The 18,511-nt window shown below is 58.8% G+C and carries 18 protein-coding genes and 1 pseudogene; 12 read left to right on the top strand and 7 right to left on the bottom strand.

Annotation, left to right across the window (positions count from 1 at the left end; translation table 11 throughout):
• Positions 1–18 precede the first annotated feature (18 nt).
• Both FGL86_RS16325 and FGL86_RS16320 read right to left on the bottom strand, forming a co-directional pair.
• A complete protein-coding gene (locus tag FGL86_RS16325; RefSeq protein WP_147185753.1) occupies positions 19–1,533 on the bottom strand; it encodes a PilZ domain-containing protein in 1,515 nt (504 codons plus the stop codon).
• Positions 1,534–1,587: 54 nt separating this feature from the next.
• Complete coding sequence (locus FGL86_RS16320; RefSeq protein WP_147185752.1) at positions 1,588–3,552, bottom strand: glycosyltransferase; 1,965 nt, start codon at positions 3,550–3,552, stop codon at positions 1,588–1,590.
• A gap of 562 nt (positions 3,553–4,114) precedes the next feature.
• Between FGL86_RS16320 and FGL86_RS16315 the strand changes: the two genes are divergently transcribed.
• The 7 genes from FGL86_RS16315 (at position 4,115) to FGL86_RS16285 (ending at position 10,943) form a co-directional block, all read left to right on the top strand.
• Positions 4,115–4,582, top strand: a complete 468-nt coding sequence (locus tag FGL86_RS16315; protein WP_147185751.1) for an SUF system Fe-S cluster assembly regulator — start codon at positions 4,115–4,117, stop codon at positions 4,580–4,582.
• Between the two features lie 58 nt (positions 4,583–4,640).
• Positions 4,641–6,083 carry a Fe-S cluster assembly protein SufB gene (gene sufB / locus FGL86_RS16310; RefSeq protein ID WP_147185750.1) on the top strand — a complete coding sequence of 481 codons (1,443 nt, stop codon included), beginning with the start codon at positions 4,641–4,643 and terminating at the stop codon, positions 6,081–6,083.
• 86 nt (positions 6,084–6,169) lie between these two features.
• Complete coding sequence (gene sufC, locus FGL86_RS16305; protein WP_147185749.1) at positions 6,170–6,922, top strand: Fe-S cluster assembly ATPase SufC; 753 nt, start codon at positions 6,170–6,172, stop codon at positions 6,920–6,922.
• Complete coding sequence (gene sufD / locus FGL86_RS16300) at positions 6,919–8,280, top strand: Fe-S cluster assembly protein SufD (protein WP_147185748.1); 1,362 nt, start codon at positions 6,919–6,921, stop codon at positions 8,278–8,280. Before sufC ends, sufD begins: the two co-directional genes overlap by 4 nt.
• Positions 8,281–8,283: 3 nt before the next feature.
• Positions 8,284–9,525 carry a cysteine desulfurase gene (locus FGL86_RS16295; RefSeq protein WP_147185747.1) on the top strand — a complete coding sequence of 414 codons (1,242 nt, stop codon included), beginning with the start codon at positions 8,284–8,286 and terminating at the stop codon, positions 9,523–9,525.
• A 1-nt stretch (position 9,526) separates the two neighbouring features.
• The gene (sufT, locus tag FGL86_RS16290; protein ID WP_147185746.1) at positions 9,527–10,099 is read left to right on the top strand and encodes a putative Fe-S cluster assembly protein SufT; all 573 of its coding nucleotides are present in this window, start codon (positions 9,527–9,529) and stop codon (positions 10,097–10,099) included.
• A gap of 82 nt (positions 10,100–10,181) precedes the next feature.
• A complete protein-coding gene (locus FGL86_RS16285; RefSeq protein ID WP_147185745.1) occupies positions 10,182–10,943 on the top strand; it encodes a SanA/YdcF family protein in 762 nt (253 codons plus the stop codon).
• On the opposite strand, the gene FGL86_RS16280 is transcribed toward FGL86_RS16285, so the two are convergent.
• The 4 genes from FGL86_RS16280 to FGL86_RS16265 form a co-directional block, all read right to left on the bottom strand.
• Positions 10,867–11,310 (bottom strand): hypothetical protein, encoded by a 444-nt coding sequence (locus FGL86_RS16280; RefSeq protein ID WP_147185744.1) that lies wholly within the window; start codon positions 11,308–11,310, stop codon positions 10,867–10,869. The genes FGL86_RS16285 and FGL86_RS16280 overlap by 77 nt on opposite strands.
• A gap of 78 nt (positions 11,311–11,388) precedes the next feature.
• Positions 11,389–12,297: a 30S ribosomal protein S6--L-glutamate ligase gene (rimK, locus tag FGL86_RS16275; protein ID WP_147185743.1), complete on the bottom strand. Its 909-nt coding sequence runs from the start codon at positions 12,295–12,297 to the stop codon at positions 11,389–11,391.
• Between the two features lie 23 nt (positions 12,298–12,320).
• Positions 12,321–12,755: an ATP-dependent zinc protease family protein gene (locus tag FGL86_RS16270; protein ID WP_147185742.1), complete on the bottom strand. Its 435-nt coding sequence runs from the start codon at positions 12,753–12,755 to the stop codon at positions 12,321–12,323.
• Positions 12,752–13,804, bottom strand: coding sequence for a DUF3549 family protein (locus tag FGL86_RS16265; protein WP_147185741.1), 1,053 nt, complete (start codon positions 13,802–13,804; stop codon positions 12,752–12,754). The genes FGL86_RS16270 and FGL86_RS16265 overlap by 4 nt, the downstream gene beginning before the upstream one ends.
• A 376-nt stretch (positions 13,805–14,180) precedes the next feature.
• Between FGL86_RS16265 and FGL86_RS16260 the strand changes: the two genes are divergently transcribed.
• The 5 genes and pseudogenes from FGL86_RS16260 (at position 14,181) to FGL86_RS16240 (ending at position 17,626) form a co-directional block, all read left to right on the top strand.
• Complete coding sequence (locus FGL86_RS16260) at positions 14,181–14,933, top strand: amino acid ABC transporter substrate-binding protein (RefSeq protein WP_147185740.1); 753 nt, start codon at positions 14,181–14,183, stop codon at positions 14,931–14,933.
• A 41-nt stretch (positions 14,934–14,974) separates the two neighbouring features.
• Positions 14,975–15,649 carry an amino acid ABC transporter permease gene (locus FGL86_RS16255; RefSeq protein WP_147185739.1) on the top strand — a complete coding sequence of 225 codons (675 nt, stop codon included), beginning with the start codon at positions 14,975–14,977 and terminating at the stop codon, positions 15,647–15,649.
• A pseudogene (locus FGL86_RS16250) lies at positions 15,646–16,392 on the top strand (amino acid ABC transporter ATP-binding protein). Before FGL86_RS16255 ends, FGL86_RS16250 begins: the two are co-directional and overlap by 4 nt.
• Positions 16,393–16,482: 90 nt before the next feature.
• Positions 16,483–16,818 (top strand): YqcC family protein, encoded by a 336-nt coding sequence (locus tag FGL86_RS16245; protein ID WP_147185738.1) that lies wholly within the window; start codon positions 16,483–16,485, stop codon positions 16,816–16,818.
• Between the two features lie 169 nt (positions 16,819–16,987).
• Positions 16,988–17,626, top strand: a complete 639-nt coding sequence (locus FGL86_RS16240; RefSeq protein ID WP_147185737.1) for an OmpW/AlkL family protein — start codon at positions 16,988–16,990, stop codon at positions 17,624–17,626.
• A 143-nt stretch (positions 17,627–17,769) separates the two neighbouring features.
• Here the strand turns inward: FGL86_RS16240 and FGL86_RS16235 are convergent, their stop codons facing one another.
• Entirely contained in the window at positions 17,770–18,387 is a 618-nt protein-coding gene (locus FGL86_RS16235) for an OmpW/AlkL family protein (protein ID WP_147185736.1), read from the bottom strand.
• Positions 18,388–18,511 lie beyond the last annotated feature (124 nt).

The following is an 18,511-nucleotide window of genomic DNA, read 5'->3' as shown; positions in this document are numbered from 1 at the left end:
CTCCATCGTTCATTTCGGTCAACCGACTTTCTCCGCGTTATCCGGAGTCGATTGGAAAAGGCGTTCGACGGCTTTCCAGGCGGTCAGCCCTCCCTGCCAGACCCATTCCGCGGTAGCGCTCAGCATGGCGTTCTCGGAAAAGCGCACGTCCACGGGCTGACCGACCATTTCCGCGGGAAGCGGTGTCTCCGGTACCAGCAGCACGCTCGCCACATTCTGCTGCTGGCGCACCCATTCCGGGAAGCCCGCTCGCGGCTGACGCTCAATATCCAAAGCAACGCTGCGTACCCGTGCTCTCAATGGCTTCGAGGTGTTGCCAAGGGCAATATAAGCCTGCTGATGAGGCGCTATGCGGCTGATATCACTCATGTGCACCAAGGCTTCGACCATGACGTCTTCATCATCGGTCTTGATCAAGGTCATGATGCGATCACCTTCCTCGATATAAGTGCCTCCGGCACTGCCCAGGGCCCAGGCCACCACACAATCGCAGGGGCTGTAGATTTCGTTCATGGAGGCACGGGCCTTCAAGGCGCTTACCTTCGAGCTCTCGAACTGGCGCGCGGTCTCGAACTGCTCCATGCGCGCCTGGGCGATCGCCGGAGAGGCGGTATCGAAGGTGACCGTATCGCCGCTGGCCGGCTGGGTTGAATTGGCCACGCTGACCTTGGACGTGCCGGATTTCTCGAGGCTCTTCTTGAGATTGTCGATCAGCTGGCTGTTGTACTGCTGAGAGGCTTCCGCCAGGACAAGATCGGTTTGCAGATTGACATTGTTGACGCCGGTCAGATAGGCGTCTTGTTCCACGCGATCGCCGGCGCTTACATGATGAGCCTTGAGAATGCCCGAGCCGGGCGCGCGGATATCGATACGTGGTGCGGTTACCGCCGCGAAGCTCGGCTCGATCAGCACGAAGTTGCGATAAATAGTGGCGGCGATTACCAGGATCAGGATCCCTAGCGCGAGAAAAAAGACCACGTAGCGGCCGGTGGAGGAGGCTGCCTTGGAGCCTTTGGATGACGTTGCTGCGGAGGAGGTTGTCCGGCGTTGTCGAGGCGTCTGGGCATCCTGGCGTTGGATCAGCGAATCGACGGAAAGGTGATTGCCACTCAGGTAAGCGCGAATCACCCGGCGCAGCAGCTCGCGCTGGCCTGGCTCGACATGAGTGATCTTGAAGGCGAGCGGGTCGCTGTCGCCGACGTTCGACGCCGCCGGTCGCAGACACTCGGCCTCCACCGGAATGACCAGTTCGGTATCACCGGAGGGAATCAACAGCGACCCGGTGACGCGCTGCCCGGGCGTCGCGGCGGCGCCTCGAACGCTGAACCCACCCATGGACAGGTCGACACCCTCATACCGTTCACCCTTGGCAAATTCTACCTCGAAGGGCAGGCGAAGCCTGACGTGACAGCGCTCGTCCCGATGCTCGTGATGCAGCTGTTCCGATGGGGTTCGGGGCTCCTGGGCTGCTTCCGGCGTGTCGACGGGATCGAGGGAAACGTGCGGGTCCCGATAATGGGGTGAATCTGTCACGAAAGAAGTCTCCTTGAATGATGAAAGCAGTCCTGTGCGAAAAATTCGGCTCAGCTAGGAAGGATTGGATATCACCTCGATACGCAAATCGATCAAGCTGATATCCTGCTGGCCCAGCGTCAGCGTACAGCGGCTGTCGACGGTGCAGTTCATTGAGAGGGCGTCGGCGCTGTCGGGCTGCGATGTCCCGCGGTGAATGCGGGAGGCGACGGTTGGCGATACCAGCAAGGTGGTGTGCTGAGGCGCTGTCTCGTCGATACCGGTGCCGATAAGCGCTGCCGCATGCAGACGCTCGATCTCGTTGAGGCTATCAAGCAACTGCTCGTTGATTTGGAATCGCCCCGCAGGCAGGTGAACGCCTCCATCCTGTGGCACGTCCCGCATGGTGGCAGCCAGCCAGCGGCTGTCGCGCCTCGCCGCGGACGCGAAGTCAGCCGGCGTGGCGGAGGCGCGCAGCGACTGCATACCCTGATCCCCGAGAATCGCCAAGGACACCTGATCCAGGGGTTTGAGAATATGGGTTGCGAGCAGCAGCAGAAATACCAGTAGGCCGGCATGAAAACCGTGCAGAATATGCCCCATGCGGCGCTGGCGGCGCGCCGCCTTGATATCCTGTGGCTCTCCCGCAGAGATGCCTTGGCGAGACCATTTCTGGCGATTGAAGCGAAAGCTGACATAGGTTTTCAGCAGGGCGCCGCTGATCTGGTTGTAATACAGCAGGAAAATCCAGGTCAGGCTGAAGCGCCCGCGCTGCCAGGCAAGCACCAGGCTGGCGATGGTGCGAGTGAAGAGGATCCACAGCAGATACGCGAAAATGAACGAGGGTCGAACGAACAGGCTCATCAGAATGGCTACCGTCGGGCCGATCAAGGTCGTCCACATGGACAGGCGCTGATCGATCAGACACCACCAGGTGAACAGGCCCATGGGCTTGGGGCCCAAGGCGATGGCACGATCGCTGGTGCGCAGCATGTTGCCGAACCAGCGCTTCATCAGGTCGGTGGTGGAGGCGAAGAAGCGATCCGGATCGGGAAGCTCTTCAAAACCGGACACGAAGACGTCCGGGATGTACTGCATCTTCCAGCCGTTCTTCAGAAGCCAGTACCAGGTGGACTTGTCGTCGCCGGAAAGAAACTTGAAATTGCCGAAGCGCCAGTGCTCCACGTGATCGTTTTCCACCAGATCGATGAAGCCCGCTTGAGTGGCGAGGTCGACTCGAAAGGCGCTGTAGCGCCCGGTCAGTACCAGCAGGCGTTCGGAAAGAGATATCGAGCTCATCATCAAATGCCGCTGAGCGTAGCGCAGGTCGTACCATTCTCGAGTGATATCGCCGCCGTTGACGATCGCCTGGTTATTGGTAGTCAAGGCGCCGAGATCCTGCTGGCTATGAAAAAAGATCAGCGAGCGCTCCAGGGTGCCCGGCTCCAGCCGGATATCGCCATCCATGGAAACCAGCAGAGCATTGGCGGGCGGGAGCGAGCGAGAAATCGCTCTCAGCACTTCCGCCATGGCAGAGCGCTTGCCGTCGCCTTTCTGAAACATGTAGCGAATTTCGACGTTGCCGGGCCAGGCATTCTCTTCCAGGGCATACTCGATGATGTCCACATCACTGCGATCGGAAATCGCAGCGAAAATGGTCGTGGGAACGCCGTAGCGGCGCGCTTCCTTGATCAAGGCGCCAAAAACCGCAAAGCTGGTCTGCGGATCGATACGATAAGAGGTGCACAGAACGTACAGGGCATCAGGCTTGGCCGGATTGGCCTCGGCTGCCGCTCTCAGTTTGGGGAAGACGTGCCGGTTGTACCATAGCGACCGCAGCACGTGGATAAACCACCAGCTGTAGCGCCACAGGCCAATGGCGCCGATGGCAAAAAAGAAGCTTTTCGACGCCGGCGAGAACACTTCATTGGGCAGTTCGACAATGAGCAGGGTAAGAAGGGCAATACCCAACAGCAGCGCTCCCCATTCCGTCAGACGGCTGCTCGTGTCAAAAGACGTCCGCTTTCCTTCGCGCTTCATGTTGCCCTAGCCCCTTAACGCGACGTCGCTCCGTCATTGAAGGACGCCGTAATGATAATCTCCTTACGTACTTCACTCGCGAATAAACTTGACAAGAGACTGTTCATTGCCTTGCAAGACAATTGCACTTGATGAGTGAGGGTATTTTTATTTGTAAGAGCGTTATGGGAACGACGCTCGGCGTTTGGGGATTTTCGAGGATGCAGCTAGTTTTGGGAACCGCTGGACAGGTAACTTGCTGCTCAAAACTAGAAAAATAAGAATTAAAAATGCAAAAAATTAGTAAGAAAATATTATAAATAAGCGATTTTTTAATACATTGAGTATATTTTTATTTAATTAATATAAGTTTTTTAAAAGAGCCGGTTTATTTTTTGTTCGTACGATTTCTCATCCTGCTGCACTTCAAAAATACTTTCTTGTGCGATGACGCATCGCTTTATAGAACGAGTTGATGGAAACATCACAGCACTTCACAACGGGATCATACAGGACTAAAATGGTCCACAATGAATTGTCGACTGGGTGATTCGTCGATCACTGGCTGAACAAGAGGACTTGCATGCTCAAGCTTTCCCGACTGACCGACTATGCGGCCATCATCATGGCGCAGATCGCTCGTCATCCCGAAGCCTCTTGTGCGGCAGCCGATCTGGCAAAAGCGGTCCGCCTGCCGCATCCCACGGTCAGCAAGACTCTGAAAATGCTGGTACGGGCGGGCTTGCTCAGTTCGTCGCGGGGTGCTCAAGGTGGATACCGACTGGCGCAGGATCCCGCTCAGATTACCGTGATCGATATCATCACTGCCATGGAAGGGCCAGTGGCAATTACCGAGTGCAGTCATGAAGAGGGAGCTTGTGAACTGATCGATCGCTGCGATCTGGCGGACAATTGGCAGCGGGTCACGTTGGGTGTACGTACCCTGCTCGATAGTGTGACCCTGGCGCACCTGGCTGCGCCGACACCCATAAAACTACCGGTACGTTTACCTATTCAGAGCGTGACGCTGGCCACAGAAGCCAGCCACTAACGTATTTACCGTGACATGCCCGGATCGCGCCGTCGATAGCCGGGGAGGAGAAAAAAACATGGCCAGTCAGGAAATGGAACAGCTCGTTCGCCGCGAGTACACCCAGGGTTTTGTCACCGATATCGAAAGCGATACGGTGCCGCCGGGGTTGGATGAAAGTGTTATTGCCTTTATCTCGAACAAGAAGGACGAGCCTCAGTGGATGCTGGAGTGGCGCCTCAAGGCGTATCGCCAGTGGCTGAAAATGACTTCGCCTTCCTGGGCGCATCTTGATTATCCGCCAATCGACTATCAGGCGATTTCCTACTACAGCGTGCCCAAGCGTCCCGAAGACATGCTGCAGAGCATGGATGAGGTGGATCCCAAGCTGCTCGAAACCTTCGAGAAACTGGGTATTCCTTTGCACGAACGAGCGGCTCTGGCTGGAGTGGCGGTGGACGCGGTGTTCGATAGTGTTTCCGTGACCACCACCTTCAAGGAAAAGCTTGCCGAGGCCGGGGTAATCTTCTGCTCCATTTCTGAGGCGATTCGCGAGTACCCGGAACTGGTCAGGCAGTATCTGGGCACCGTGGTGCCGATGGCGGACAATTATTTTGCTGCCCTCAACTCTGCGGTCTTCACCGACGGCTCCTTCGTCTTCGTGCCGGAAGGGGTGACCTGCCCCATGGAGCTTTCCACCTATTTCCGTATCAACGCCGCCAACACCGGCCAGTTCGAGCGCACCCTGATCATCTGCGAAAGCCGTGCCCAAGTGTCCTATCTGGAAGGCTGCACCGCGCCGATGCGGGACGAAAACCAGCTGCACGCGGCGGTGGTGGAACTGGTGGCTCTGGAAGACGCCTACATCAAGTACTCCACGGTGCAGAACTGGTATCCCGGGGACGAGGATGGCAAGGGCGGCATCTACAACTTCGTCACCAAGCGCGGCGACTGCCGGGGCGATCGTTCTCGCATCAGCTGGACCCAGGTCGAGACCGGCTCCGCCATTACCTGGAAGTATCCTTCCTGCCTGCTGCGCGGCAAGGATAGTATCGGCGAGTTCTATTCCGTGGCGGTGACCAACGGACGCCAGCAGGCGGATACCGGCACCAAGATGATCCATATCGGCGAAGGCTCCCGCTCCACCATCGTCTCCAAGGGCATCTCCGCCGGCAACAGCAACCAGTCCTATCGCGGCCTGGTGAAGATCGGACCCCGCGCCAAAAATGCGCGCAACTTTACCCAGTGTGATTCCCTGCTGATCGGCGATACCTGCGGCGCTCACACCTTTCCTTATCAGGAAATCGGCAATTCCAGCGCCACCGTCGAGCATGAGGCAACCACCTCGAAGATCGGCGAGGACCAGCTGTTCTACTGTCAGAGCCGCGGCATCAGCGAAGAAGACGCGGTCAACATGATCGTAAACGGTTTCTGCAAGGACGTGTTTCAGGAACTGCCCATGGAGTTCGCGGTAGAAGCCGAGGCTCTCCTCAATGTCACCTTGGAAGGCGCCGTCGGATAAGAGCTCGGCTGGGCGTTTCTCAAGACCGATAAAACAGTCAATTTTTGAAGTCGCGATCTGGCGGCTTGCGATAAAAGGTATTCAAGATGCTCGAAGTCAAGGATCTGCACGTCAGCGTGGAAGGCAACGAAATCCTCAAGGGACTGTCGCTGACCATCAATGCCGGGGAAGTGCACGCCATCATGGGGCCCAACGGTTCCGGAAAATCGACGCTTTCCGCAGTAATTGCCGGCAAGGAAGAGTATGTGGTGACCAGCGGCTCGATCACCTTCGAGGGTCGCGACATCTTCGAGATGGATATAGAGGAACGGGCTCGCGCGGGGCTGCTGCTAGGGTTTCAGTATCCGGTGGAGATACCCGGGGTCAAGAACGTCTATCTGCTCAAGGCGGCGCTCAACGCCAAGCGCGAAGCGCAAGGGTTGGGAGAGATTCCCGCGCCGGAGTTCATGAAGCTGATTCGCGAGAAGATCGCTTTCATGAAGATGGATTCGAGCTTCCTGCAGCGAGCGGTCAACGAGGGCTTCTCCGGCGGCGAGAAGAAACGCAACGAAATCCTGCAGATGCTGGTGCTCGAACCCAAGCTCGCCATGCTCGATGAGATCGATTCCGGCCTGGATATCGATGCCATGCGTGTGGTGTCCAAGGGCATCAATTCCTTGCGTGGCGAGGATCGCGGCATCCTGCTGGTGACCCACTATCAGCGCCTGCTTGATTTCGTGGTGCCTGACCACGTCCATGTACTGGTGGACGGGCGCATCGCCAAGAGCGGTGACGCGGATCTGGCCCGTGAACTCGAGTCCCGCGGTTATGACTGGATTCTGGAGGAGTCCGCCGCATGAGCGACGAACAGAAATTTCTCGATATCCTGGAAACGCGCAATGCACAGCGTGGTGCTGAGCCGACCTGGATCGCCGCTCGACGACAGGCCGGGGCGGCGCGTTTCGAAGCCATCGGTTTCCCGAATCGTCGGATCGAAGCGTTCAAGTACACGGATGTCCGCGCCATCGCTCGAGGGGAATTCTCATTGGCGGAAGACGCGGAATTTTCCCGGAGCAGTGCCGCGGCGCTGACTCTGCCCATCGAGGCGATTCGCCTGACCTTCGTGGATGGACTCTTCTCCCGTGCGCTTTCCGATTTGAGCAAGTTGCCCCAGGGTGCGTCCCTGGAGCCGCTTTCTCAGGCGCTGGCGGATAATCATGAGGCGGTAGGCAGTGCTCTGGGCCGGCTTTGCAGCGTGGATTTCTCCGCCTTTTCCGCCCTCAACATGGCTTTCTTCGAGGAGGGCGCGGTGCTGCGTCTGGCGCCGGGTACGGTAGTGGAAACGCCGATCATCCTGCAGTTTCTGTCCCGAGCCAGCGATCAGCCCGTTATGAGCCACCCGCGGGTACTGGTGGAAGCCGGCGCTCGCAGTCAGGTGACGCTGATCGAGCATCAGGTCGGTGAAGAAGGCGCGGCCAACTTCACCAATCTGGTCAGCGAGATCATGCTGGAGCGAGGGGCCATGGTGACCCATTACAAGCTGCAGGAAGCGTCGCTTTCCGACCTGCATGTTTCCAGTCTGCATCTGGATCAAGGCCGGGACAGCCGCTTTACCTCCTTCAATCTCAACCTGGGCGGCGCCTTGGTGCGCAACGACATCGTCGGCGAGCTCAACGCTCAGGGGGCGGAGTCCAACTTCTTCGGCCTGTTCTTCGCCCAGGGTCGCCAGCATGTTGACAACCACACCCTGGCCAACCACAACGCGCCTCTGACGTTTTCCAACGAGAACTATAAGGGCATTCTCAACGACCGGGCCCATGGTGTCTTCAACGGCAAGGTGGTGGTCAAGCGCGACAGCCAGAAGATCGAGGCGCATCAGAGCAACGCCAATCTGCTGCTGTCGGATCGTGCGGAAATCGATACCAAGCCGGAACTCGAGATCTACGCGGACGACGTCAAGTGTTCCCACGGCGCTACTACCGGTCAACTCGATGCGGAGGCCATCTATGCCCTGCGTACCCGGGGTATCGACGAACAGACGGCCCGGGGTCTGTTGACCCTGGCCTTTGCCGGCGAGGTGATGGAAAAGGTACGGGTGGACGCCATCGCGGAGCGGGTCGAATTGGCGGTGGCGGGCAAGCTGCCGGTGCGCTTCGATCTGGCCGGTCTGGTGGAAACCGCCGCGGCGCTGGACGAGCCGGCCAACAAAGAGGGTTGATACATGGTGGATTTCAACGATCTCGAGCTCGATGTGGCGCAGGTGCGTCGGCATTTCCCGATTCTGGATCGGGAAGTGCACGGCAAGCCGCTGGTGTATCTAGACAATGCGGCTACCAGCCAGACGCCGGAGTCGGTGATCCAGTCGATCGCCGACTATTACCGGCGCTACAACGCCAATATTCACCGCGGGCTGCACACTCTGGCGGATGAGGCGACGGCGGCTTATGAGGGCACCCGCGAGAAGGTGCGTGCCTTTATCAATGCTCACGAGCATCGCGAGATCATCTTTACCCGGGGCACCACGGAAGCCATCAACCTGGTGGCCAACAGTTGGGGACGGGCCAATCTCAAGGCCGGGGATGAAATCCTGATCTCGCGCCTGGAGCATCACTCCAATATCGTGCCCTGGCAGCTGCTGGCCCGGGAACTCGAACTGCGCATCAAAGTGATTCCGGTGGACGAACGGGGCGTGCTGGACATGCACGCCTATCGAGACCTGTTCACGGAGCGCACCCGACTGGTGGCGGTCAACCATATTTCCAACGCCTTTGGTACCGTCAATCCGGTGGCGGAAATGGCGGATATCGCCCATCGTCAGGGCGCCCTGATTCTCGTGGACGGCGCCCAGGCGGCGCCCCACGAGCGGGTGGATGTCCAAGCGCTGGACGCGGATTTCTACGCCTTTTCCGCCCACAAGGTATACGGTCCCACCGGGGTCGGAATGCTCTACGGCAAGGCGACCCTGCTCGAGGCAATGCCGCCCTGGCAGGGCGGCGGAGAAATGATCAAGACGGTTTCCTTCGAGGCGCCCACAACCTTCGCGGACATTCCTCATCGCTTCGAGGCGGGCACTCCGGCGATAGGCGAGGTAGTCGGCTTCGGCGCCGCCCTGGATTGGGTAGGTGAGTTCGACCTGCGTCTGATTAAGTCCTGGGAACAGCGTCTGCTTGCCCACGCCACTCAAGAGCTGTCCCGCATCGACGGGCTACGTATCCTGGGCACCGCGCCCCACAAGGCGGCGGTAATATCCTTTATTGTCGAGGGGGCGCATTCTCAGGATATCGGTCTGCTGATCGACCAACTGGGGGTGGCGATTCGTACCGGCCATCACTGTGCCCAGCCGCTGCTGACGGAATTCGGCGTGGACGCCACCTGCCGGGCGTCCTTCGCCGCCTACAATACCCCGGAGGAGATCGATATTTTTGTCGAAGCCCTCAAGCGGGTCATTGGTATGGTGCGCTAGCATGAGTTCCATCGAACAGTTGCAGGGCCTGTACAAGGGCCAGGAGATGCCGCTTCAGCACGATGTGGCCGCCATTTCCATTCCTTTCGGCCAGACCGTGACCCTGCCCGAGGACAGTATCGTCACGATCATGCAGGCCAAGGGCAGCAGCGTCAGCGTCGCCTTCGAAGGGCGTCTTTACCTGATAGAGGGCAGCAAGCTCGATGCGCTGGGACTGGAAGCCTTGCCTCGCCCCACCTTGGCGGAGGACGCCACCGATGAGGAAATCGAGCAGTTCGTCTGGGATCAGCTGCGTACCTGCTTCGATCCCGAGATTCCCGTGGATATCGTCGAGCTGGGGCTGGTGTACGGCTGTCGCATCGAGCGCTTGATCAGCGGTGAGCGTATCGTGACGATCAAGATGACCTTGACTGCGCCGGGCTGCGGCATGGGCGAGGTAATTGCCGCGGACGCTCGCAGCAAGATCCTCGGCGCGCCTCAGATCTCCCGAGTTCACGTGGATATCATTTTCGATCCGCCCTGGAGTCGCGAGATGATGAGCGAGGAAGCGCGCCTGGAACTGGGTATGTTCTGAGATTCGCGTACTCTCCCGGTTGAGAGCCGACAGGGCCGAAGTGTTAGACTGGTGGTTCCGCGGAGCCGAAGGATACTCATCAATGCGCTTGAAGAGCGCGCGCTTGATCAAGCGCATCCTGACAGGGTTGGGTTGCGCACTAGCCGCTGCTGCGCTGCTTATCGTGGCCGCCAATCTCTGGGTGCTTGGCAGTACCCGCTATCAGATCAGGACCTCGTTGGCGGCCTGCGTGACGCAGCCGCTGGGTATCGTTTTCGGCACGACCCAGTGGAATGTGCAGGGCGGTCGCAACCCGCATTTCGAGGCGCGCATGCAGGCCGCCGCCGAATTGCTGCGCCGCCGTCGAATTCAGCATCTCTTGCTTTCCGGCGATAACCGCACCCGCTATTACAACGAGCCGATCACCATGTGGCGCTATCTGCGTGAGCACGCGGTGCCGGATCGCCGCATGACCTTGGACTACGCCGGTTTCAGCACCTTTGATACCCTGGTGCGAGCGCGGAAAGTCTTCGGCGTCGAGCGTGCCATTCTGATTACCCAGGATTGGCACTTGCCCAGGGCGTTATATATAGCCGACGTTCTGGGGATAAACGCGATTGGCTGCGCTGCGCCCACTCGCCGTGCGGCTGGATCATGGCGCCTGGAGGCGCGAGAATGGCTGGCTCGGGTGGGTATGCTGGGGGATCTGTATCTCTGGCATCGCCAGCCTTATTTCCTGGGGCCGCAGGAGCCCTTGATCATCGCACCGCCTCGACTGATCGACGACCTCAGCGTGTCTTCTTCCTTTGCAGACGATAAAGCTCGCGAATCAATTCTCGACAGCCTTTCCAGCAGCGTTCGATGACCGGCTCGATGGCATCCGGCATGGGGTGGGTATAGAGCGTCGCCAAGGCCTGCATCAGTACGCGCTCCTGCTCGAGCAGTTCACCCACCAGAACCTCGCTGTCGTTACCCACGAAACTCTTCAGTCGGCTCCACAGCCATAGATAGTCGTCGCGTTCCACGTCCGCGTCTCGCGGCATCAGCTTGAGATGGCGCTTCGCCAGTCGCTGAAGTTCCTTGGTGTCCTTGCTTCGGGCTTCGTAGAGCGGTTTGAGCGTATCGCGCAGAGAGGGGCGCAGGCGTTCGAGATTGTCCTGAAAGTAATCCAGACTGTCTGCCAGCGCTTCCATTACGCTGTCCATCGCCACCTGGCGATTATCGAGAAACATGGGCGGTCACCTCCTCCGGTGACTCGGATTGTGCGGTGGAAAACAGTGTTTTTCTACCCCTCGGGGCGAATAAATTATTCAGCCTTGAGGACGGGGCGGCGCCTTGCGCTTCGGGGCGGCGTTTTTTTCCAGATGTTCGATGATCAGCCCCGCAATATCCTTGCCGGTCGCACCCTCGATGCCCCGCAGCCCTGGGGAGGAATTGACCTCCATGATGACCGAGCCGTGATTGGAGCGCAGAAGATCGACACCGGCGACCTTGAGCCCCATGGCCTTGGCGGCGCGAATCGCGGTGGAGCGTTCTTCCGGGGTGATGCGAATCAGGCTGGAACTTCCGCCACGGTGCAGATTGGAACGAAACTCGCCTTCCGCCGCCTGACGCTTCATGGCGGCGACCACCTTGTCGCCGATCACCAGGCAGCGAATGTCCGCGCCGCCGGCTTCCTTGATGTATTCCTGTACCATGATATTGGCCTTGAGGCCCATGAAGGCCTGAATAACCGACTCCGCTGCTTGATTGGTCTCCGCCAGCACCACGCCGATGCCTTGGGTTCCTTCCAGCAGCTTGATCACCAGAGGCGCGCCCTTGACCATCTTGATCAGGTCGTGAATGTCGTCCGGTGAGTGAGCGAACCCGGTCACCGGCAGGCCGATACCCTTGCGAGACAGCAGCTGCAAGGAGCGCAGCTTGTCCCGGGAGCGAGTGATCGCCACGCTGTCATTGAGTACGTGAGTGCCCATCATTTCGAACTGGCGCAGCACCGCACAGCCGTAAAAGGTGACCGACGCGCCGATGCGCGGAATCACCGCGTCGAAATTTTCCAGCTGCGCGCCTCGATAGTGAATCAAGGGGCGGTGAGAGGCGATATTCATGTAGCAGCGCAGGGTGTCCACCACGCGAACGGTATGGCCGCGATTTTCCGCCGCTTCGACCAGGCGCTGGCTGGAATAGAGCTTGCGATTGCGCGATAACAGGGCGATATGCATGGAAGTTGAGCCTCTTGTTTGAATCAGGGGTCGCCTTGCAGGAAAGCCGCACCCGGTGCCACCAGCAGTCGGCGCATGGCCCGTCTTCCTAGTAACAAGGGATGGCGCATGCTGCCGCGATCCGTCAAGGTCAGTTCCACCGGGAAGGTCAATTCCCCCAGGGTCAGGGGAGTGCGAATCACGTAGCGCCATTCCGTCTGGCCGTTGGAACTGGTGACCTGTCGATAATCATGCAGTTTTAGTTGATAGCGTCGTTCGGCGCTTTCCTGAACGTCCTGGGTCACGAAACTGACCCAGCGCTGGGCGTCCTGCTCGAAAGGTATGATGTCCTCCGCGTGCAGCGCCGAGGTTCTGGCGCCGGTGTCGATCTTGCAACACAGGATCAACTCCAGTTCCGGCAGGCTGGCCATCTCGCGACGACCGACCACCGCCTTGGCTTGATAGGGTAATGACTTCATAGAGTATCCTTGGCGCAAGATTCAAACAGACGATGCTTGATATCGGACGCCGGCGGCGCCTCCCGCAGCAGCATCAATATCGGCAGGCGTAGGCGTGGGATCGCTGCAAGGTCACGCACCAGGGCCGTGAAATCCACCCGCTCATCCGCAGCGGCGCGTTCGAGAAAGCGGGGCAGTCGCGTGGCGTCTTCCAGATGCTCCCAGCCGCGTGCCGCCAGGGCAGCGAGTACGTCCGGACCACAGACGTTTGCATCCTCGAGCAATTCAGTATACCACCGACTCACGCTGTCTTGCGGGCTGGCGCCGACGCTTCGAATGCAGGCGCACAGGGTTTCGAGATCGCCTTCCCGAGCGGCCTGTTCGCCACGTCGACGCAGCGCTTCGGTCAACACCTCGATCAAGACTCTCTGTTCCAGGCAATAGCACAGAGGATGCAATACGGCGATCGGCAATGCAGGTAATCTCGCCGCCAGCTGCGTGGCCTGGGCCGTATCCAGCCTCGCCACGAAATCCGCCAGACCTTGCAGTCCCAGGGCTTGCCAATGTTGAAGATCGCCGTCCAGCAGATAACTTTCCACAAGCTCCAGATGCTCGCTGGCGCTGCGTTCCAGATCGCGACTGGCTTGCGCGTGCAGCATGGCGCGATGATGAAGGCTGGGGGTGAAGGCCAGGGGATTGTCTTTCATCAGGTTATCCGCCTGGTTCATGTCCTTCGCCGTGGCGTTACTCGATTGAAGGGCTTCGACGGTATGCCCCAGGGTTTCCAGCAGGCGCTGTAGAAAGGCATCCCGGGGGGCCGGCGTCAGATAGCCCTGTTCGTCCAGAGGCAAGGCCAGAAACCAGATGATGGGATCCGGCATGTCCCCGAGAGTAAAGACACAGGCCAGCCGCGCCTGGCCTTGCCAGGGCATCGGCCAGGCGAGCTGCTGATTTTCGAACGCCTCGAGCGTACTGATGGGGCAGGGCGCCACTCGTCGCCCCGTGTGGTAGAGATTCAACTCGGCGCCGGCGCGCATGAAAAAATCGTGGATTGTCGAAATCGATCGCATGACATCATCCTTATCGAGCCGTGCACTGTACCAGCCAAGGCACCGTGAACAACTATATTGACCAACGTCGTCCATTGAAACATGGTAAGGCGAGCGTTGATCAAATTTTGATCGATTGTTGCCGGGTCCCGATGGAACACGCCCAGCAAAAGGTATTCAGGGGTTATCCACAGACTCGTTCAGGGATTCTGTGAATGCTGTGCAAAACGCAATCTTTGCTGGGGGCGTCGGATTTTTTGGTCCCGACCGCCGAATTTTTCCCGGTTATATCGCTGGCTGGAATAAGACAGGAAACGCTTATGCTTGGACTTCGGCGCGCTAACGCAATGATAATAGTGGGGATTCGTCAATGAAGGTTTCGTCTGGGAGTAAAATCATGACACGCTTTTTATTTCATGCGCTGCTGGCATTGGGATTGTCCGTCGGCTCGGTTGCGCAAGCACAGGACGTCCTCAAGGTGGGCATGTCCGGAAGCTATTTTCCGTTTACCTTCGTCCAGCAGGACAAGCTGCAGGGCTTCGAGGTGGATGTGATGGAAGCGCTCGCGGGGCAGATGGACATGGAGGTGGAATTCGTCACCGCCAACTTTTCAGGCCTGTTCGGCATGCTGGAGTCCGGGCGAATCGACACCATTGCCAATCAGATCACCATCACGCCGGAGCGAGAGGCCAAGTATCAGTTCAGCGAGCCCTACGTCTATGACGGCGCTCAGGTGGTGACTCAGCGAGGCAACGACGAGGTTTCCGGCATCGAGGATCTGCGCGGCAAGACCGTTGCGGTCAACCTGGGCTCCAACTACGAGCAGTTGCTGCGCGAGCTGCCCTATGCTGACCAGATCGATATCCGCACTTACGAGAGCAATATCGAGCAGGATACCGCCTTGGGGCGGGTGGATGCCTTCGTCATGGATCGGGTCAGCGCAAGTCAGATCATCAAGGAGAAGCCGCTGCCGCTGCGGCTGGCGGGAAAACCGTTTTCCGAGTTGCGCAACGCCTATCCGTTTCGCGATACCGAGGAGGCGGGCGCCTTGCGTCAGCGCCTCGACGAAGCGCTGAAAAAGCTGCGCGAGGAGGGCACCCTGAGAGAGATTTCAGAACGCTGGTTCGGTACCGATATCACTCAACCCTGAGGCGCTCCGATCATGACGTTTAATACCCAGGGGTGTGGCGCGTGAACGTTCTCGATGTGGATTACATGCTGGGGCTGGTGCCGATACTGGCGACCTATCTGCCTTTGACCCTGGAAATGGCTACCGCGGGCATGCTATTCGCCCTGGCGCTGGCCTGCGGACTTGCCGTGGTGCGGGTACTGGCGATTCCCGGTCTCAATGCGCTGACGATGTTGTTCATTTCCTTCTTCCGCGGCACGCCGCTGCTGGTGCAGCTCTTCCTGTTCTACTACGGTCTGCCGCAGATACTCGGCTTTCTGACCCAGATCAACGGCATCACCGCGACGATTCTGGGCCTGACGCTGCATTTTTCCGCCTACATGGCGGAATCGATCCGTGCCGCCATCATCGGCGTCGATCGCAGCCAGACCGAGGCGGCGCTATCCATCGGCATGACCAATGGCCAACTGATGCGTCGCATCGTGCTGCCTCAGGCCACTCGCGTGGCGGTGCCGACTCTGATGAACTATTTCATCGACATGATCAAGGCCACCTCCCTGGCCTTTACCCTGGGCGTCACGGAGCTGATGGGCGCCACCCAGAAGGAGGCGGCAGGCAGCTTCCTGTATTTCGAGGCCTTTCTGACCGTGGCGGTGTTCTACTGGGTCATCGTCGAGCTGCTGGCCTGGCTGCAGCGTCGTCTGGAAGCGCGTCTCAGCATGGCCTACCGGCGATGATCGAAGTCAACGGTCTGGTCAAGCGTTTCGGCGACATCGCGGTGCTTGACGGCATCGATCTGGAAATCCGACAGGGTGAGATCATCGTGGTGATCGGCCCCTCCGGCACCGGCAAGTCGACCCTGCTGCGCTGCCTGAACTTTCTCGAGCGTCCGGACGCGGGCCGGCTCAAGGTCGGCGATCTGAAGGTAGAGGTTTCCCGGGCGCGCAAGGCTGAGATCCTGGCGCTGCGGCGGCGCACCGCCTTTGTCTTTCAGAATTACGCCTTGTTCACCAACAAGACGGCGCTGCAGAACATTGCCGAAGGGCTGATCGTGGTCAACCGCTGGCCCAAGGCCAAGGCGCACGCCAGGGCGCGGGAAATTCTCGAGCGTATCGGCATGGCGGACAAGGCCGACGCCTATCCGGCGTCTCTTTCCGGGGGCCAGCAGCAGCGGGTGGGAATCGGCCGGGCCATGGCGGCCCAGGCGGAGGTCATCCTGTTCGACGAGCCCACCTCGTCCCTGGACCCTGAGTAGGTCGAGGAAGTGCTGGCCCTGATGAAGCAGCTGGCCCGGGAGCGTCAGACCATGCTGGTGGTGACTCACGAAATGGGATTCGCCCGTGACGTCGCGGATCGGGTGATCTTCATGGCGGAAGGCCGTATCGTCGAGCAGGGGCCGCCCAGCGAGTTGTTTGCTCATCCGCGGGATCCGCGTACTCGAAGTTTCCTGCGCAAGGTGTTGGCCGCCAACGCGCCTTGACGCTTTCAGTCCAGAGTTCACTCAGCCGGGACAGAGTGGCCAAGCTGGATTGTCCACGAGATAATCAAGGCAAGTTGATCGGGAGTCCTTATGAGTGTTCATCAAACCCTGGATGCGTCACTGCGCCGTCTGGAGGCGGCCATGAAGGCGGCGGATCTGTGGCGAGTACGAGAGCCCGAGGCCCAGGCATTCGAGAGTCGGCAGCCCTTTTGCATCGATACCATGGAGCTGCCTCAATGGCTGCGATTCGTGTTCATCCCGCGCCTGGATGCCTTGATAGATGCAAAAGCACCCCTTCCCTCTCGGTGCGATGTTGCCCCCGCCGCCCATGTCTATCTCAAGCAGATCCATGCCAAGCCCAGTCAGTTTCTGCTGGTGGTCAGAGCCATTGAAGAGGTGGACCGTACCATCACGCAAGCCGATTAGGCCAAGGCACTCGAATGGTATAGCCAGATGAGTAACAAAAAACTACGGTTTTGACCTGAGCTTCTTGACCTAAATCAAGAACACGAACGGGCTTACGGTTACACTTCCTCCAGTTTCACTACAACGTTCGATCTCACTCGTAATCGTTCCCACTGATAGGAAGTGACTCATGCGTAAGTTCTCCCCAGCTATCGCCCTTGCCATCGCTACCGCCATTGGCGCATCTTTCGCGAGTTCCCAGGCCCTGGCCTATGGCGCCGGCGATTTCTTTACCCGTATCGGTGTCGCCAAGGTTCAGCCCAAGAGCGACAATGGCACCTTGGATACCGCCTTGGGTTCTCTAGACGTGGACGTGGAAGACGATACCGGCTTCGCGTTCACCCTGGGCTATCGCTTTACCGACAAGCTGGGAATCGAGCTGCTGGCCGCCCAGCGCTTCGAGCACGACATTCGCCTCAACGGCGATAATATTGCTTCCACCAAGCACCTGCCGCCAACGCTGACCCTGCAGTTCTATCCGCTGGGAGGCACCAACGCCAAGGTACAGCCTTATATCGGCGCCGGCGTCAACTATACGCATTTCTCCGACGAAGAGACGGATATCGACGGTGTCAGCCTGGATCTTGACGACTCCTGGGGTGCGGCGGGACAGCTCGGCGTGGATCTGTTGATCAGCGAGCACTGGTCGCTGAACGCCGCCGCCTGGTACCTGGATATCGATAGCGATGCGGAAGTCGGCGGTAGTAATGCCGGCGAGGTGGAAATCGATCCGGTGGTGGTGATGGCAGGCATTGGCTTCCGTTTCTGATCGCCAAGTTGCCATGAACAAGTTGCCATAAAACAGAAAAGCGCCGGGGAGATGTCTCCGGCGCTTCGTCTTTGCAGCTACCACTTCATGACCGGCTCGTCTGATCCTGCAAGACGATAGCCCAGCTTGGAAGTGCGATATGTTTAGAAGCGCAAGGTCACGCCTCCACCGATGGTCACCGGATCGACCTCGGCCTCGCCGGCACGATTACCGTTGAGGTCGATATCCGCGTCCACATCCGCATAATTGGCAAAACCGTTGAGCATCAGGTTGTCGGTAATGGCCAGATCCACACCGATTTGACCCGTGGCGCCCCAGGAGTCATCGATCTGCACGTCATTCAGCACGGTATCTTCACCGGAAAAGCGGGTGTAGTTGACGCCGGCGCCGATATAAGGCTGAACCTTGTTGTCGGTGCCGCCCAGCGGATAGAAGTTCAGCATCAAGTTGACCGGCATGCGATCCGCGCTGCCGATACCACCGGCATTTTCCAGTGCCAGATCGTGCTCGAACTTCTCGGTACCGTTGAGCTCGACGCCCAGCTTGTCGTGGAAGATATAACCGACACCGTAGTAGAAGCCGTTTTCATCAGAAATATCCAGATCTTGGCCCGCGGCGCTACCATTGTCGGATTTGACGTCGGTCTTGGCGATGCCGCCGCGGACGAAGAAGTCCCCGGCGCCGTAGGCCAGCGCTGACTGGGTAGCGAACAGGCTACCGGCGGCGACAAGAGCGGCGGAGAAAAGCTTGGTCTTATGCATGGTTCGACTCCTCGGGTTTTGTTAAACCACTATGAGTAAGGCATTCACCAGACAATGGTGAAAAGCCTGTACGCAGCTAGTATAGGAAACAGTGTTTTTTAAGTCATGTAGTATTTTGTTATCA

The organism is Pistricoccus aurantiacus, assembly GCF_007954585.1.
Taxonomy (GTDB): domain Bacteria; phylum Pseudomonadota; class Gammaproteobacteria; order Pseudomonadales; family Halomonadaceae; genus Pistricoccus; species Pistricoccus aurantiacus.
The sequence above is the reverse complement of the archived record's forward strand: the minus strand, read 5'-3'. Positions and strand labels throughout refer to the sequence as shown.

Bases quoted from the DNA above. Each gene is read 5' to 3' on its own strand.
- FGL86_RS16320 (WP_147185752.1), bottom strand. From the start codon at position 3,552: ATGAAGCGCGAAGGAAAGCGGACGTCTTTTGACACGAGCAGCCGTCTG.
- FGL86_RS16315 (WP_147185751.1), top strand. From the start codon at position 4,115: ATGCTCAAGCTTTCCCGACTGACCGACTATGCGGCCATCATCATGGCG.
- sufB (WP_147185750.1), top strand. From the start codon at position 4,641: ATGGCCAGTCAGGAAATGGAACAGCTCGTTCGCCGCGAGTACACCCAG.
- sufC (WP_147185749.1), top strand. From the start codon at position 6,170: ATGCTCGAAGTCAAGGATCTGCACGTCAGCGTGGAAGGCAACGAAATC.
- sufD (WP_147185748.1), top strand. From the start codon at position 6,919: ATGAGCGACGAACAGAAATTTCTCGATATCCTGGAAACGCGCAATGCA.
- FGL86_RS16295 (WP_147185747.1), top strand. From the start codon at position 8,284: ATGGTGGATTTCAACGATCTCGAGCTCGATGTGGCGCAGGTGCGTCGG.
- sufT (WP_147185746.1), top strand. From the start codon at position 9,527: ATGAGTTCCATCGAACAGTTGCAGGGCCTGTACAAGGGCCAGGAGATG.
- FGL86_RS16285 (WP_147185745.1), top strand. From the start codon at position 10,182: ATGCGCTTGAAGAGCGCGCGCTTGATCAAGCGCATCCTGACAGGGTTG.
- FGL86_RS16280 (WP_147185744.1), bottom strand. From the start codon at position 11,310: ATGTTTCTCGATAATCGCCAGGTGGCGATGGACAGCGTAATGGAAGCG.
- rimK (WP_147185743.1), bottom strand. From the start codon at position 12,297: ATGCATATCGCCCTGTTATCGCGCAATCGCAAGCTCTATTCCAGCCAG.
- FGL86_RS16270 (WP_147185742.1), bottom strand. From the start codon at position 12,755: ATGAAGTCATTACCCTATCAAGCCAAGGCGGTGGTCGGTCGTCGCGAG.
- FGL86_RS16265 (WP_147185741.1), bottom strand. From the start codon at position 13,804: ATGCGATCGATTTCGACAATCCACGATTTTTTCATGCGCGCCGGCGCC.
- FGL86_RS16260 (WP_147185740.1), top strand. From the start codon at position 14,181: ATGACACGCTTTTTATTTCATGCGCTGCTGGCATTGGGATTGTCCGTC.
- FGL86_RS16245 (WP_147185738.1), top strand. From the start codon at position 16,483: ATGAGTGTTCATCAAACCCTGGATGCGTCACTGCGCCGTCTGGAGGCG.
- FGL86_RS16240 (WP_147185737.1), top strand. From the start codon at position 16,988: ATGCGTAAGTTCTCCCCAGCTATCGCCCTTGCCATCGCTACCGCCATT.
- FGL86_RS16235 (WP_147185736.1), bottom strand. From the start codon at position 18,387: ATGCATAAGACCAAGCTTTTCTCCGCCGCTCTTGTCGCCGCCGGTAGC.